Raw genomic sequence first — 15,938 nt, forward strand, 5'->3', positions numbered from 1 at the left:
GATCGCGGCTTTTTGGCACTTAGTTTTACGCTGGAGGCCTATTGGTCCTACGAACCCAAGTGTCTGGAGGCTACGAATGAATACCCGTGGATTGCTCGATCAACTGCTTAAGTCTGGCCAGGATATGTTGCAAAACAAGGCGGGTGGGCAGCCTAAGTCGAATGACAAGGGCGCCCTCGGCGGCTTGCTCAGCGGTGGCGGGCTCGGCAGCATGCTCGGCGGTGCAGGCGGCGGGGCCCTGGCGGCGGGGGCCATGGGCTTGCTGCTGGGCAACAAGAAGGCGCGTAAATTCGGTGGCAAAGCGCTCACCTACGGCGGCCTGGCCGCACTGGGTGTGATTGCCTACAAGGCTTACGGCAACTGGCAGTCCCAGCAAGCCAGCGCGCCCCAAGGCGAGCCGCAAACCATCGACCGCCTGCCAGCGGCCCAGGTCGAACAACACAGCCAAGGCATTCTCAAGGCATTGGTGGCCGCGGCCAAGGCTGACGGCCATGTGGATGAGCGCGAGCGTGCCTTGATCGAAGGCGAGTTTACCAAGCTGGACAACGATCAGGAGCTGCAGCACTGGCTACACGCCGAACTCAACAAACCCCTGGACCCCACCGACGTCGCCCGCGCCGCAAGCACCCCGGAAATGGCCGCCGAAATGTACATCGCCAGCGTGATGCTGGTGGACGAAGAAAACTTCATGGAAAAAGCCTACCTGGACGAACTGGCACGCCAACTGAAACTTGAGCCCGGCTTGAAGCTTGAGTTGGAAAAACAAGTACGGCTTAACGCATAAACAAGGCCACACGCTCATCAAAAATGTGGGAGCGGGCTTGCTCGCGAATGCGGTAGACCAGTCACTCTATTTCTGGCTGACTCACCGCATCCGCGAGCAAGCCCGCTCCCACTTTTGCATTCTGTGCACTGCACATCAAAAGCCTTGATAAAAGCGCGCAGCCGCTCAGCTATACTCCCCTCCATTTGAATGGCCCTGCGAGGAATTACTGTGAAGAACTGGACCCTGCGCCAAAGGATTTTGGCGAGCTTTGCGGTAATTATCGCGATCATGCTGCTGATGGTCGTGGTCTCGTATTCGCGCTTGCTGAAAATCGAAATCAGCGAAAACTCAGTGCGGGACGATGCGGTGCCCGGGGTGTTTTTCAGCTCGATGATTCGCAGCGCCTGGGTCGACAGCTACCTGCAAACCCAGGAGTTGGTCGGAATCCACGAGAACCAGGGCATTTCCGAAACCGACAAACAGGATTACAAGTCTTTCGAAGCTCGGCTTGAGCAGCATATGGCCAGCTACGCGGGGACGATCAATATCACCCAGGATCGCACCGAATTCGATGCCTTCGAAAAACTGCACCAGAGCTACAACCAGATTCTCGCCCAGGTTTTGGCGGCCCATCAGAGCAATAACGCCGCCGAAGCACTGAGGTTGTTCAACGAGCAACTGACCCCCGCCTGGACAGCAGGCCGCATGAAGCTCAATGACATTATCAATGAGAACAAGCAGGTCGCCGACAACGCCACCGCCGCCATCGATGATGCGGTAGCGGCCGCGAAGATCAGCATGGGCGTCTCGCTGTTGCTGGCGATTCTCGCCGCCGCGCTGTGTGGCCTGTTGCTGATGCGCGCGATCATGGCGCCGATGCAGCGCATCGTTCAAATCCTCGAAGTCATGCGCACCGGTGACCTGAGCAAGCGCCTGAACCTGGAGCGCAAGGACGAATTCAACGCGGTTGAAACCGGCTTCAACGACATGATGACCGAGCTGACTGCCCTGGTGTCCCAGGCGCAGCGTTCATCGGTGCAGGTCACCACCTCGGTCACCGAGATTGCCGCGACCTCCAAGCAGCAACAGGCGACCGCGACAGAAACCGCAGCCACCACCACCGAAATCGGCGCCACTTCCCGCGAGATTGCCGCCACGTCCAAGGACTTGGTCCGCACCATGACCGAAGTGTCCACCGCCGCCGACCAGGCCTCGGTGGCTGCCGGCTCCGGCCAGCAGGGCCTGGCCCGCATGGAAGAAACCATGCACTCGGTGATGGGCGCCGCCGACCTGGTCAACGCCAAGCTGGCGATCCTCAATGAGAAGGCCGGCAATATCAACCAGGTGGTGGTGACCATCGTCAAGGTGGCCGACCAGACCAACCTGTTGTCCCTGAATGCTGCGATCGAGGCTGAGAAAGCCGGTGAGTACGGGCGCGGCTTTGCCGTGGTTGCCACCGAAGTGCGCCGCCTGGCCGACCAGACCGCTGTGGCGACCTACGACATTGAGCAGATGGTGCGTGAGATCCAGTCGGCGGTGTCGGCAGGGGTGATGGGCATGGACAAATTCTCCGAGGAGGTGCGCCGTGGCATGTCGGAGGTGCAGCAAGTGGGCGAGCAACTGTCGCAGATCATCCATCAGGTACAGGCCCTGGCGCCGCGGGTGCTGATGGTCAACGAAGGCATGCAGGCCCAGGCCACCGGTGCCGAGCAGATCAACCACGCGCTGGTGCAATTGGGCGATGCCAGCAGCCAGACCGTCGAATCCCTGCGCCAGGCCAGCTTTGCCATTGATGAACTGAGCCAGGTTGCGGTCGGTCTGCGCAGCGGCGTCTCGCGTTTCAAAGTCTGATGAGCGAACTCGCGGCTAAACGCGGTGCCGTCCCGGCAGCGAAAAAGGCATTGTTTCTGGTGTTTCGCATCGGCAACGAACGCTTTGCCCTCAAGGCCACGGAAGTGGCCGAGGTGCTGCCGCGCCTGGCGCTTAAACCTATCGCCCAAGCGCCCTTATGGGTGGCGGGTATCTTCGCCCATCGTGGGGCGCTGGTGCCGGTCATCGACTTGAGCGCCCTGACGTTCGGCACTTCGGCCCAGGCGCGTACCAGTACGCGCCTGGTGTTGGTCAATTATCAGCCGCAGCCTTGGAGTGAGGCGCGTTGGCTAGGGCTGATCCTGGAACAGGCCACCGACACCCTGCGTTGCGACCCCGCCGAATTTCAGCCCTATGGCCTGGACAATCAGCAGGCGCCATACCTGGGGCCGGTGCGCGAGGACGCACAGGGCTTGATGCAGTGGATTGGCGTCGCCGATCTGTTGACCGCGCCAGTGCGTGCCTTGCTGTTTTCCGCCGAGTTGAGCCTATGAGCAATGACCCGCGGTTTTTCGCGTTCTTGAAAGAACGCATCGGCCTGGACGTCGCTTCGGTGGGCGAGGCGATCATCGAGCGCGCGGTGCGCCAGCGCTGCCAGTCGTCCCAGTCGCCGTCGGCGGAGGCTTACTGGCAACACCTGCAAACCTCCCATGACGAGCAGCAGGCGCTGATCGAAGCGGTGATCGTCCCCGAAACCTGGTTTTTCCGCTATCCCGAATCCTTTGCAACCCTGGCTCGCCTGGCCCAGGCACGCTTGGCCGAGATCAACCAGATGCGCGCCCTGCGTATTCTCAGTCTGCCGTGTTCGACCGGCGAAGAGCCCTATTCGATTGCCATGGCCTTGCTCGATGCGGGGTTGGCGCCCCACCAGTTCAAAGTGCAAGGCATGGACGTCAGCCCGCTGTCGGTGGAGCGCGCGCGGCGGGGCGTGTATGGCAAGAACTCGTTTCGCGGCGCCGATCTTGAATTTCGCGACCGCCACTTCACTGAAGACGCAGGCGTTTACCGCATCGCCGACCGGGTGCGTGAACAAGTGCGCCTGCAAGTCGGCAACTTGCTGGACCCGGCACTGCTGGCGAACGAGCCGACCTACGATTTTGTGTTCTGCCGCAACTTGCTGATCTACTTCGACCAGCCGACCCAGAAACAGGTCTTTGATGTGCTCAAGGCATTGACTCACGTGGACGGCGTGCTGTTTATCGGCCCGGCCGAGGGCAGCCTGCTGGGGCGCCACGGCATGCGCTCCATCGGCGTGCCGCAGTCCTTTGCCTTCAGTCGGCATGTAGAACCGGCCGCGCCGGCTGCACCTGTGGTCAAACCGACGCCCGCGCCGCTACCGCAGCGCAGGGCGGCGCCGATACCGCCCAAGCCGCGACCGTTCAGCTCGGTCACCCCCCACGTGCCACCGGTCAAAGCTACGCATACCGATGCAGGGGATCTGCTCAGCCAGATCGCAACCCTGGCCAACGAGGGCAAAAGTGCCGAGGCCCGAGCGGCCTGCGAGCGGTATTTGAGCAGTCACCCGCCGGCCGCCCAGGTGTTTTACTGGTTGGGGCTGCTCAGCGATGTGGCTGGCAGTGCCCTGGAGGCCCAGGGGTATTACCGAAAAGCTCTGTATCTGGAACCGCAGCATCCCCAGGCCCTGATGCACCTGGCCGCGTTGCTCGAGTCCCAGGGTGACAGTGTCGGCGCGCGTCGTCTTCAGGCACGCGCCGCCCGTAGCGAGCGAGCTGACAGTGAGACCAAACGATGAGTAGCCCTGACGCGCTCGACACCGCAGGCCTGGACCTGACGCTGACCGATACCCAAGCCATTGACGACTGTTGGAACCGCATCGGTATTCATGGCGACAAGTCCTGCCCGCTGTTGGCCGAGCATATCCACTGCCGCAATTGCTTGGTGTATTCCGCCGCCGCCACACGCCTGCTCGACCGCTACGCACTGCAACAAGACGACCATCACGCGCAGGCAGCTGCCGAAGCGGATAGCGATGTGGTCACCCGTTCGCTGTTGATGTTCCGCCTCGGCGAAGAATGGCTCGGTATCGCCACCCGCTGCCTGGTGGAAGTGGCGCCGTTGCACCCGATCCACTCGCTGCCGCACCAGCGCTCCCGAGCGCTGCTGGGCGTGGCCAACGTACGCGGGGCGCTGGTGGCGTGCCTGTCGCTGGTGGAACTGCTGGGCCTGGACAGCACCAGTGCCGGCGCCAGCGGCGGGCGGATCATGCCGCGCATGCTGATCATCGCTGCCCAGGACGGCCCGGTCGTCGTACCGGTAGATGAAGTAGACGGCATCCACGCCATCGATGAGCGCACCTTGAAGGCTGCGTCGGTGTCCGGCACCCAGGCCAGCGCACGCTACACCCAAGGCGTGTTGCAGTGGAAAGGCCGCAGTCTGCGCTGGCTGGACGAAGCGCAATTGTTGTCCGCCGTGACCCGGAGCCTCGCATGACCCCCGACCAGATGCGCGATGCCTCGCTGTTGGAACTGTTCAGCCTGGAAGCCGATGCGCAGACCCAGGTGTTGAGCGCGGGCCTGCTGGCGCTGGAACGCAACCCGACCCAGGCCGACCAGCTCGAAGCCTGCATGCGCGCCGCGCATTCACTTAAAGGGGCGGCGCGGATTGTCGGCGTGGATGCCGGGGTCAGCGTGGCCCACGTCATGGAAGACTGCCTGGTCAGTGCCCAGGAAGGCCGCCTGTACCTGCAACCTGAACATATCGACGCGTTGCTGCAAGGCACCGACCTGCTGATGCGAATCGCCACGCCGGGCAATGACGTGGGGCCGGCGGATATCGAGGCGTACGTAGCGCTGATGGAGCGCTTGCTCGATCCCTCGCAGCCGATTGCCACGCCCGTGCCAAATCCCGAGCCCATCCCCGCGCCGCGGGTTGACGCATTGCTGCTGGAGCCCGAGCTGGAGCCCGCGCCGGTCAGCAGTGAAGCGCCGCGCCAGAGCAAACGCATGACAGAAGGCGGCGAGCGTGTGCTGCGGGTGACGGCTGAGCGCTTGAACAGCCTGTTGGACTTGTCCAGCAAATCCCTGGTGGAAACCCAGCGGCTCAAGCCGTACCTGGCCAGCCTGCAACGCCTCAAGCGCATTCAGAGCAACAGCTTGCGTGCACTGGATGCCCTGGATGGCCAGCTAAAATCCCTGGATCTGAACCTGGAAGCTCAGGAAGCCCTGGCCGATACCCGTCGCCTGCTGAGTGAAGCTCAGGCCCTGCTGGCGGAAAAAAACGCCGAGCTGGATGAGTTCGGCTGGCAGGCCGGCCAGCGCGCCCAGGTGCTCTACGACACCGCATTGGCCTGCCGCATGCGGCCGTTTGCCGATGTGCTGGCCGGGCAGGTGCGTATGGTGCGTGACCTCGGTCGCAGCCTGGGCAAGCAAGTGCGCCTGGAGATTGAAGGCGAAAAGACCCAGGTCGACCGTGACGTGCTGGAAAAACTCGAAGCGCCGCTCACCCATTTATTGCGCAATGCCGTCGACCACGGCATCGAAACCCCTGAGCAGCGCGTGCTGGCGGGCAAGCCGGCGGAGGGCTTGATTCGCCTGCGCGCGTCCCATCAGGCCGGGTTGCTGGTGCTGGAATTGAGCGATGACGGCAACGGTGTCGACCTCGAGCGCCTGCGCGGCACTATTGTCGACCGGAATTTGTCTCCGGTGGAAACGGCTCTGCGCCTGAGCGAAGAGGAGCTACTGACCTTCCTGTTCCTGCCGGGGTTCAGCCTGCGGGACAAAGTCACCGAAGTGTCCGGGCGCGGTGTGGGCCTGGACGCGGTGCAGCATATGGTTCGCCAGTTGCGCGGCGCAGTGGTGCTGGAACAGACGGCGGGGCAGGGCAGTCGCTTCCATCTTGAGGTGCCGCTGACCCTGTCGGTGGTGCGCAGCCTGGTGGTGGAAGTCGGCGAAGAAGCCTATGCGTTTCCCCTGGCGCATATCGAACGCATGTGCGACCTGGCCCCCGACGACATCGTGCAGTTGGAAGGCCGCCAGCACTTCTGGCATGAAGGCCGACACGTCGGCCTGGTTGCCGCCAGCCAGTTGCTGCAGCGCCCGCCGGGGCAGACCCCTTCAGATACCTTGAAAGTGGTGGTGATCCGCGAACGCGATGCCGTGTACGGGATTGCCGTGGAGCGCTTTATCGGCGAGCGCACGCTGGTGGTGTTGCCGCTGGATGATCGCCTGGGCAAGGTCCAGGACATTTCTGCCGGGGCCTTGCTCGATGACGGCTCGGTGGTGTTGATCGTCGATGTCGAAGACATGCTGCGTTCAGTGGACAAGCTGCTCAATACCGGCCGCCTGGAGCGCATCGCCCGGCGCAACCAGCAGGCCACCGAAGCGCCGCGCAAGCGCGTGCTGGTGGTGGACGACTCACTGACGGTGCGCGAGCTGCAACGCAAATTGTTACTCAACCGGGGTTATGAAGTTGCCGTGGCGGTCGATGGCATGGATGGCTGGAACGCATTGCGCTCCGAGGACTTCGACCTGCTTATCACGGATATTGATATGCCTCGCATGGACGGTATTGAATTGGTCACACTTTTGCGCCGTGACAGTCGCCTGCAATCATTGCCGGTGATGGTGGTTTCCTACAAGGATCGTGAAGAAGACCGCCGCCGTGGCCTCGACGCCGGGGCCGACTATTATCTAGCCAAAGCCAGTTTCCATGACGACGCCTTGCTCGACGCCGTGGTTGAACTGATTGGAGGCGCCCGGGCATGAGGATTGCGATCGTCAATGACATGCCCCTGGCCGTAGAGGCCTTGCGCCGTGCCTTGAGTTACGAGCCCGCCCACGAGGTGGTGTGGGTGGCCAGCAATGGCCTGGAAGCGGTGCAGCGTTGCGCCGAGCTGACCCCGGACCTGATCCTGATGGACTTGATCATGCCGGTGATGGATGGCGTGGAAGCTACCCGCCAGATCATGGCCGACACGCCATGCCCGATCGTGATCGTCACCGTTGACCGCCAGGCCAACGTCAGCCGTGTATTCGAAGCCATGGGCCACGGCGCCCTGGATGTGGTGGACACCCCGGCACTGGGCGTGGGCAACCCCAAGGATGCGGCGGCGCCCCTGTTGCGCAAGATCCTCAATATTGGCTGGCTGATCGGCCAGCGCGGCACGCGGGTGCGTGCCGAAACCCCGCCGCAGCGGGTCACCGGCAAGCGTCAACGGCTGGTGGCGATTGGTTCTTCGGCCGGTGGGCCGGCGGCCCTGGAAGTTCTGCTCAAGGGGTTGCCCCGGGATTTCCCTGCCGCCATCGTGCTAGTGCAGCATGTGGACCAGGTGTTTGCCGCTGGCATGGCCGAGTGGCTGAGCAGCGCTTCCGGCCTGCCGGTGCGCCTGGCCTGTGAAGGCGAGCCGCCTCAACCCGGCGTGGTATTGCTGGCCGGCACCAACCACCATATTCGCTTGTTGAAAAATGGCACGCTAGCCTATACCGCAGAGCCGGTGAACGAGATTTACCGGCCGTCGATCGACGTGTTTTTCGAAAGCGTCGCCAGCCACTGGAACGGTGACGCCGTCGGCGTCTTGCTCACGGGCATGGGGCGCGACGGCGCCCAGGGCCTCAAGCTGATGCGGGAACAAGGATATTTGACCATCGCCCAGGACCAACAGAGTTCGGCGGTGTATGGCATGCCCAAAGCGGCGGCGGCGATTGATGCTGCTGTTGAAATTCGCCCACTGGATAGAATTGCGCCCCGATTGCTGGAGGTCTTTGCAAAATGAACAAAAATCTCCCGCCGTGCTGGCTTGCAGGTAGTAATTCAGGTGACTGCACATGAATGATTTACAGCTCGACGACTTCAAGACCGACGAAAACGCCGCCATGGTGTTGCTGGTCGACGACCAGGCCATGATCGGTGAAGCCGTGCGGCGTGGCCTGGCCCATGAAGAAAACATCGACTTCCACTTTTGTGCCGACCCGCACCAGGCGATTGCCCAGGCGATCCGCATCAAGCCCACAGTGATCTTGCAGGACCTAGTGATGCCGGGCCTGGACGGCCTCACTCTGGTGCGCGAATACCGCAATCACCCGGCCACCGCGAATATTCCGATCATCGTGCTGTCCACCAAAGAAGACCCGCTGATCAAGAGCGCGGCCTTTGCGGCCGGGGCCAACGATTACCTGGTCAAGCTACCGGACAACATCGAGTTGGTGGCGCGCATCCGCTACCACTCGCGCTCCTACATGACCCTGTTGCAGCGCGACGCGGCCTACCGCGCGTTGCGCGTCAGCCAGCAACAGTTGCTGGACACCAACCTGGTGCTGCAACGCCTGATGAACTCCGATGGCCTGACCGGGCTGTCCAACCGCCGCCACTTCGACGAATACCTGGAGTTGGAATGGCGCCGCGCCATGCGCGACCAGACCCAACTGTCGCTGCTGATGATCGACGTGGATTTCTTCAAGACCTTCAACGACAGCTTCGGCCACGTCGAGGGCGACGAAGCCTTGCGCAAAGTCGCCAACACCATCCGTGAAGCCAGCAGCCGCCCTTCGGATTTGCCGGCGCGCTACGGCGGCGAGGAGTTCGCGCTGGTCCTGCCCAACACCTCACCGGGCGGCGCACGCCTGGTCGCGGAAAAGCTGCGCATGGCGGTAGCGGCGTTGAAAATCCCGCACATCGCCCCGGCTGAAGGTGCCAGCCTGACCATCAGTATTGGGCTGTCGACGTTGACGCCGGTCCAGGGTACCGATTGTCGGCAGTTGATCATGGCGGCGGACAAGGGGTTATACACGGCCAAGAATAATGGGCGTAATCAGGTGGGCATCGAATAATCCCAAGCGCCGGGCGCCTCTGTGGGAGCAGGTAAGCCAGCTCCCACATTTGATCGCTATCTGGCTATGGATCCTGTACAAACCACCGCCTTTTCGGCCAAGCGGACTGCCGTTCGCAGCCGTTTGCCGTTATACTCGCCGGCTTTCAAAAGTTCGCCAACGAGTGCTGCCCGCCATGGAAATCAACCCGATCCTTAACACCATCAAGGACCTGTCCGAGCGCTCCGAAACTATTCGGGGGTATCTTTGACTACGATCAAAAGCATGAGCGTCTGACCGAGGTCAATCGCGAGCTTGAAGATCCGAGTGTCTGGAACAAACCTGAGTACGCCCAGGAACTGGGGCGCGAGCGCGCTGCGCTGGCACAGATCGTCGATACCCTCGACGAACTGAACACCGGCCTGGGTGATTGCCGCGACCTGCTGGACATGGCCGTCGAAGAAAACGACGAAGGCGCAGTGGGCGATGTCGTCGCCGAGCTGGCCCGTCTCGAGGAAAACCTCGCCAAGCTTGAATTCCGCCGCATGTTCAGCCATGAAATGGACCCGAACAACGCCTATCTGGATATCCAGGCCGGTTCCGGTGGCACCGAGGCCCAGGACTGGGCCAACATCCTGCTGCGCATGTACCTGCGCTGGGCCGACAAACGCGGTTTCGACGCGACCATCATGGAACTGTCCGCCGGTGAAGTGGCCGGTATCAAGGGCGCGACCGTGCACATCAAGGGCGAATATGCCTTTGGCTGGCTGCGCACCGAGATCGGCGTGCACCGCCTGGTGCGCAAGAGCCCGTTTGACTCCGGCAATCGTCGCCACACCTCATTCTCTGCGGTGTTCGTCTCGCCAGAGATCGACGACAAAGTGGAAATCGAGATCAACCCGGCCGACCTGCGGATCGACACCTACCGTTCCTCCGGCGCCGGTGGCCAGCACGTAAACACCACCGACTCGGCCGTACGTATTACCCACGTACCGACCAACACCGTGGTCAGCTGCCAGAACGAACGTTCCCAGCACGCCAACAAGGACACCGCCATGAAAATGCTGCGGGCCAAGTTGTACGAGCAGGAAATGCAGAAGCGCAACGCGGCTTCCCAGGCGCTGGAAGACACCAAGTCGGATATCGGCTGGGGCCACCAGATCCGTTCGTACGTGCTCGATGCCTCGCGGATCAAGGATCTGCGCACTAACATCGAACGCAGCGACTGCGACAAGGTACTCGACGGCGATATCGACGAATACCTGGAAGCCAGCCTGAAATCCGGCCTCTAATACCCTCTGTGGGAGCGGGCTTGCCCGCGATCCCCCGCCGAAGGCTGGGGGCAACGAACCTGATGGAATATTTAAAGACATGAGCGACCAACAACTCGACCCGCAAGCCCTGCAACAGGAAGAAAACTCCCTGATCGCCCTGCGCAAGGAAAAGCTTGCTGCCGAGCGCGCCAAGGGTAACGCCTTCCCCAACGACTTCCGTCGCGACAACTACTGCGATGCCTTGCAGAAGCAATACGCGGACAAGACCAAGGAAGAACTGGCAGAGGCTGCGATCCCGGTCAAGGTGGCAGGTCGCATCATGCTCAACCGTGGCTCGTTCATGGTGATCCAGGACATGACCGGTCGCATCCAGGTCTACGTCAACCGCAAGACCCTGTCCGAAGAAACCCTGGCCTCGGTGAAAACCTGGGACATGGGCGACATCATCGCAGCCGAAGGCACCCTGGCCCGTTCCGGCAAGGGCGACCTGTACGTCGAGATGACCAATGTGCGCCTGCTGACCAAGTCCCTGCGCCCGCTGCCAGACAAACACCACGGCCTGACCGACACCGAACAGCGCTATCGCCAGCGCTACGTTGACCTGATCGTCAACGAAGACGTGCGCCAGACCTTCCGCGTACGCTCGCAAGTCATTGCTCACATCCGCAGCTTCCTGATGCAGCGTGACTTCCTGGAAGTGGAAACCCCGATGCTGCAGACCATCCCGGGTGGTGCCGCAGCCAAACCGTTCGAAACCCACCACAACGCGCTGGACATGGAAATGTTCCTGCGTATCGCGCCGGAGCTGTACCTCAAGCGCTTGGTGGTGGGCGGCTTTGAAAAGGTGTTCGAGATCAACCGCAACTTCCGTAACGAAGGCGTCTCGACCCGTCACAACCCTGAATTCACCATGTTGGAGTTCTACCAGGCCTACGCCGACTACGAAGACAACATGGACCTGACCGAAGAACTGTTCCGCGAGCTGGCACAGCTGGTGCTGGGCAGCACTGACGTGCCGTACGGCGACAAGGTGTTCCACTTCGGCGAGCCATTCGTGCGCCTGTCGGTGTTCGACTCGATCCTCAAGTACAACCCCGAGCTGACCGCTGACGACCTCAACGACATCGACAAGGCCCGTGCCATTGCCAAGAAAGCCGGCGCCAAGGTGCTGGGCTTCGAAGGCCTGGGCAAGCTGCAGGTGATGATTTTCGAAGAACTGGTGGAGCACAAGCTGGAGCAGCCGCACTTCATTACCCAGTACCCGTTCGAAGTGTCGCCGCTGGCCCGTCGCAACGACGACAACCCCAACGTCACCGACCGTTTCGAGCTGTTCATCGGTGGCCGCGAAATCGCCAACGCCTATTCCGAGCTTAACGACGCGGAAGACCAGGCCGAGCGCTTCATGGCCCAGGTGGCCGACAAGGACGCCGGTGATGACGAAGCCATGCACTACGATGCCGACTTCGTTCGGGCCCTGGAATACGGCATGCCGCCCACCGCCGGTGAAGGTATCGGCATTGACCGTCTGGTGATGTTGTTGACCAACTCGCCGTCGATCCGCGACGTGATCCTGTTCCCGCACATGCGGCCGCAAGCGTAACCGTAGCGAAATCCGAAGCCGCCTTTTATAAGGCGGCTTTTTTATGTGGCCTGTTCAAGTGGTGCTCGTCAGTGATCATTCCCACGCTCCGCGTGGGAATGCACCCTGTGACGCTCCGCGTCACCTCTAAAGGAAGAAGTGTGGTGAACCGCGTAATAGCTCAAGAAGGTGCCGCCGGCATTGCTGCTGCCGTGGCTGAAAGCGTTCAGTACCAGGGCCGCAAGGCCAGCCGACGGGGCAGCGAGCAACGCCGGCAAGACATCCTCGATGCGGCCATGCGTATCGTCGTGCGCGATGGCGTGCGGGCCGTACGTCACCGGGCAGTGGCGGCGGAGGCGGGGGTGCCGCTGTCGGCCACCACCTATTACTTCAAAGACATCGACGACCTGCTCACCGATACCTTCGCCCAGTACGTGGAACGCAGCGCCGCTTTCATGGGCAAACTGTGGGTGCGCAACGAAGGCCTGTTGCGCGAGATGGTCGCCTATGGCGATGGCAGTCCGGAGTCGCGCTCGCAACTGGCCGATGATATCGCGCGCCTGACCGCTGACTATGTGCTGCGCCAGCTGACCAACCGGCGCGAATACCTGATGGCTGAGCAGGCTTTTCGCCAGGAAGCCCTATTGAACCCGCGGCTGGCCGAACTGGTACGCTCCCATCAACAGATCCTGTTGCAGGGTACCGGGCAGTTTTTCCAGGTATTGGGCTCCCGTGAGCCGCAGCAGGATGCCAAGGTGTTGACGGCTATCATCAGTCGGATGGAATATCAGGGCCTGTTGGGCGGCGCAGAGCCTCTGACCGGTGACGAGATGCTTGAAATTCTCAAGCGTTACATGCACCTGGTATTGGCCTCGGTCTAGCCCTGTGCGCAATCTGCTTTGGGGGAGCTGGGCTTGCTGCTGAAGCCGTGCGCTACCTGCGCGTGGGCCAATAACGTTTAAAGAGGAAACACCGGGTGGACGATTACCAGCAGACGATACGCACCTTGTCCGATCGCATTGTGCTGGCGCAAACACCGATCCGCGTTCTCGATGCGGTGAAATGGGACGAAAACATTCGCCAGGGATTTCTCAAGGCCAAGGGCAAGGCGATGCCTGCCGTAGACCGTGATTACTACCTGAACCGACCGCTGTCGTTCGACTCCAGCGCGGTGAAGCTGGAATTCCAGAACATCGAGCGCGACATCACCCGTCGCCTTGGACAATTCAGCCCGGTGGGGCAGATCATGCGGCGCATGTGCCGCGAATACCGCATGGTGGTGCGCATGCTTGAAGCGCGCGGCACCGAGGACTTCGGTCTGATTTCCCAAGAGCTGTACGGCGCCGCCTCCGATGCGTTCCACGCCGGCGACCCGACCCTGGCCGACCTTGGCCTGATGCTCTCCGATTACCTCAACAACATCGACGGTAGGGGTGACCTCAAGGACGAAGCCAAGACCCTCACCGCCAAAGATGCGGTCAGCCTGCTGCAAACCCGTCTGAACAAGGTATTTGGCGAGGCGGAAGAAACCATCCGCGTATTCGAGTCCGATGGCATTGTCGCCGACGCAGCGGCGGGCGCTGACTACATCAAGATCCGCGCCGACGCGATGTTCAACGACCGCGACGTGCGCGCTTTGGAGGTGCATGAAGGCCTGGTGCATGTGGGCACCACCCTCAACGGCCAGAACCAGCCGATCTGCACGTTCCTGTCCAAGGGCCCGCCGTCGTCCACCGTTACCCAGGAAGGCCTGGCGATCCTGATGGAAATCATCACGTTTGCCTCCTACCCCAGCCGCCTGCGCAAACTCACCAACCGGACACGCGCCATCCATATGGTGGAGGAGGGTGCCGACTTCCTGCAGGTGTTCGAGTTCTTCCGCGAGCAAGGCTTTGAAATGGCCGAAAGCTATGGGAATGCCAGCCGGGTATTCCGTGGTTCGGTGCCCACCGGTCTGCCGTTTACCAAGGATTTGTCCTACCTCAAGGGCTTTATCATGGTTTACAACTACATCCAGCTCGCTGTACGTAAAGGCAAGCTGGAGCAGGTGCCGCTGCTGTTCTGCGGCAAGACCACCCTTGAAGACATGCGTACCCTGCGCCAGTTGGTCGACGAAGGCCTGGTGGTGCCGCCCAAGTACCTGCCGGAGCAGTTTCGCGACATGAACGCGCTGGCGGCCTGGATGTGCTTCTCCAACTTCCTCAACCACTTGAGCCTGGACCGGATCGAGGCGGATTACTCCAATATCCTTTAACTGACGAAACCGGATCAAATGTGGGAGCAGGCAAGCCAGCTCCCACATTTGATCTGCACGTGTCTTCAGAACTTTCGCGAGGCTTCAACGGATGAGAATCCTCGGCATTTTATGCCTGCTACTCACACTGAACGGCTGCAGCTCCTTGCTGTTCTACCCCGAGCCCGGCCTGCCCTTCACGCCGGAAAAAGCCCATCTTCCCTACCGCGACGTCACGCTCACCACTGCAGATGGCGTGAAACTGCACGCCTGGTGGCTGCCGGCCAAACCCGGTGTACCGCTCAAGGGCACCGTCCTGCATTTGCACGGCAATGGCGGTAACCTCGCCTGGCACCTGGGGGGCAGTTGGTGGTTGCCGGAACAGGGCTATCAAGTGCTGTTGCTGGACTATCGTGGCTATGGGCTGTCGGAAGGCAAGCCATCGTTGCCGGCGATCTACCAGGATATCGACGCCGCTTTCAGCTGGATCGACAAGGCGCCTGAAACCCAGGGTCAACCGCTGATTATCCTCGGCCAAAGCCTGGGTGGTGCACTGGCAGTGCATTACCTGGCAGCCCACCCGGAGCGCCAATCCCAACTCAAGGCGCTGGTATTGGACGGCGTACCCGCCAGTTATCGTGACGTAGGACAATTCGCCTTGAGCACTTCCTGGTTAACCTGGCCGTTGCAGGTGCCGCTGTCATGGCTGGTGCCTGACGGCGATAGTGCGATCAAGGCCATGCCAGGGCTGACCGGCGTGCCCAAGTTGCTGTTCCACAGCCTGGATGACCCTATCGTGCCGGTGTCCAATGGCATCCGCTTGTATCAGGCCGCCCCCCCGCCCAGGGTGTTGCAACTGACCCGTGGCGGCCATGTGCAGACCTTTGCCGACAAAACCTGGCAAACCGTCATGCTGCGTTATCTGGACGACCCGCAGCACTTCAACGGCTTGCGCCGCCTGGGAGAAATCCCGAATTACCCTGTTCCTAAAGTTGATTCATCAGAGAGCCCGCAATGAGCGAAGAACGCAATATGATCCCGCTGATTCTCACCGGCATCGGCACCATCATCGGCACCGTAGGCTGCCTGTGGTACTACGGCTACCTGCACTTCGCCAAGCCCGAAGATGCGTTGCTGCTCAGCGATTTCACCATGCTCAAGACAGTGCCGGGCGAGGATTACAAGATCTCCCTGACCCCGGCTGCACAAGTGGCGCAGTGCGTTGACGGCGTGTTGGTGATGTTTGATACCGAACAGAAAGGCTTGAGCGGCGTGCTGGTCAATAACAAGAAGCAGGCCGTGCGTTGCATGGGGCAGGAAACCCCGCAGTTGCAACAGTGAGCCCAAAAACCATCCGGTGTGCAGCTTAGTTGCTCAAGGGCTTTCGAGCCTTTACAGATTGGAACCATCTTCATTCGTACGCCACAGATGAGGTACTGATTGGCCTGGCTGA

14 protein-coding genes are annotated in these 15,938 nt (G+C 61.4%); all 14 read left to right on the top strand.

The features are described 5' to 3' along the window. Positions 1 to 76 precede the first annotated feature (76 nt). Complete coding sequence (locus BMH52_RS20365) at positions 77 to 784, top strand: tellurite resistance TerB family protein (protein ID WP_014717192.1); 708 nt, start codon at positions 77 to 79, stop codon at positions 782 to 784. Between the two features lie 210 nt (positions 785 to 994). Further along, positions 995 to 2,617 (top strand): methyl-accepting chemotaxis protein, encoded by a 1,623-nt coding sequence (locus BMH52_RS20370; RefSeq protein ID WP_014717193.1) that lies wholly within the window; start codon positions 995 to 997, stop codon positions 2,615 to 2,617. Next, a complete protein-coding gene (locus BMH52_RS20375; RefSeq protein WP_014717194.1) occupies positions 2,617 to 3,129 on the top strand; it encodes a chemotaxis protein CheW in 513 nt (170 codons plus the stop codon). The genes BMH52_RS20370 and BMH52_RS20375 overlap by 1 nt, the downstream gene beginning before the upstream one ends. Continuing rightward, entirely contained in the window at positions 3,126 to 4,388 is a 1,263-nt protein-coding gene (locus BMH52_RS20380; protein WP_072434292.1) for a protein-glutamate O-methyltransferase CheR, read from the top strand. The genes BMH52_RS20375 and BMH52_RS20380 overlap by 4 nt, the downstream gene beginning before the upstream one ends. Beyond that, a complete protein-coding gene (locus BMH52_RS20385; protein WP_072434293.1) occupies positions 4,385 to 5,086 on the top strand; it encodes a chemotaxis protein CheW in 702 nt (233 codons plus the stop codon). Before BMH52_RS20380 ends, BMH52_RS20385 begins: the two co-directional genes overlap by 4 nt. Then, positions 5,083 to 7,359 (top strand): hybrid sensor histidine kinase/response regulator, encoded by a 2,277-nt coding sequence (locus tag BMH52_RS20390; protein WP_032903262.1) that lies wholly within the window; start codon positions 5,083 to 5,085, stop codon positions 7,357 to 7,359. Before BMH52_RS20385 ends, BMH52_RS20390 begins: the two co-directional genes overlap by 4 nt. Beyond that, complete coding sequence (locus BMH52_RS20395; RefSeq protein ID WP_003189079.1) at positions 7,356 to 8,366, top strand: chemotaxis response regulator protein-glutamate methylesterase; 1,011 nt, start codon at positions 7,356 to 7,358, stop codon at positions 8,364 to 8,366. Before BMH52_RS20390 ends, BMH52_RS20395 begins: the two co-directional genes overlap by 4 nt. Positions 8,367 to 8,418: 52 nt before the next feature. After that, positions 8,419 to 9,420 (top strand): PleD family two-component system response regulator, encoded by a 1,002-nt coding sequence (locus tag BMH52_RS20400; protein WP_014717198.1) that lies wholly within the window; start codon positions 8,419 to 8,421, stop codon positions 9,418 to 9,420. 175 nt (positions 9,421 to 9,595) lie between these two features. Beyond that, positions 9,596 to 10,691, top strand: a protein-coding gene (gene prfB, locus BMH52_RS20405) for a peptide chain release factor 2 (RefSeq protein WP_096001736.1) whose coding sequence is annotated in 2 segments (ribosomal slippage) — positions 9,596 to 9,667 and positions 9,669 to 10,691 — 1,095 coding nt in all. Because the reading frame shifts where the segments join, the coding sequence is not laid out codon by codon here. A gap of 79 nt (positions 10,692 to 10,770) precedes the next feature. Beyond that, positions 10,771 to 12,273, top strand: a complete 1,503-nt coding sequence (lysS, locus tag BMH52_RS20410; protein WP_003189082.1) for a lysine--tRNA ligase — start codon at positions 10,771 to 10,773, stop codon at positions 12,271 to 12,273. Positions 12,274 to 12,416: 143 nt separating this feature from the next. Continuing rightward, positions 12,417 to 13,133: a TetR/AcrR family transcriptional regulator gene (locus BMH52_RS20415; protein ID WP_014717200.1), complete on the top strand. Its 717-nt coding sequence runs from the start codon at positions 12,417 to 12,419 to the stop codon at positions 13,131 to 13,133. Between the two features lie 95 nt (positions 13,134 to 13,228). Next, positions 13,229 to 14,506, top strand: coding sequence for a flavohemoglobin expression-modulating QEGLA motif protein (locus BMH52_RS20420; RefSeq protein ID WP_014717201.1), 1,278 nt, complete (start codon positions 13,229 to 13,231; stop codon positions 14,504 to 14,506). Between the two features lie 91 nt (positions 14,507 to 14,597). Beyond that, on the top strand, positions 14,598 to 15,503 hold the full coding sequence (locus BMH52_RS20425; RefSeq protein WP_014717202.1) for an alpha/beta hydrolase: 906 nt from the start codon (positions 14,598 to 14,600) through the stop codon (positions 15,501 to 15,503). Further along, the gene (locus BMH52_RS20430) at positions 15,500 to 15,826 is read left to right on the top strand and encodes a hypothetical protein (protein WP_003172217.1); all 327 of its coding nucleotides are present in this window, start codon (positions 15,500 to 15,502) and stop codon (positions 15,824 to 15,826) included. Before BMH52_RS20425 ends, BMH52_RS20430 begins: the two co-directional genes overlap by 4 nt. Positions 15,827 to 15,938 lie beyond the last annotated feature (112 nt).

The organism is Pseudomonas sp. BTN1 (genome assembly GCF_001907715.1).
Lineage (GTDB): Bacteria > Pseudomonadota > Gammaproteobacteria > Pseudomonadales > Pseudomonadaceae > Aquipseudomonas > Aquipseudomonas paracarnis.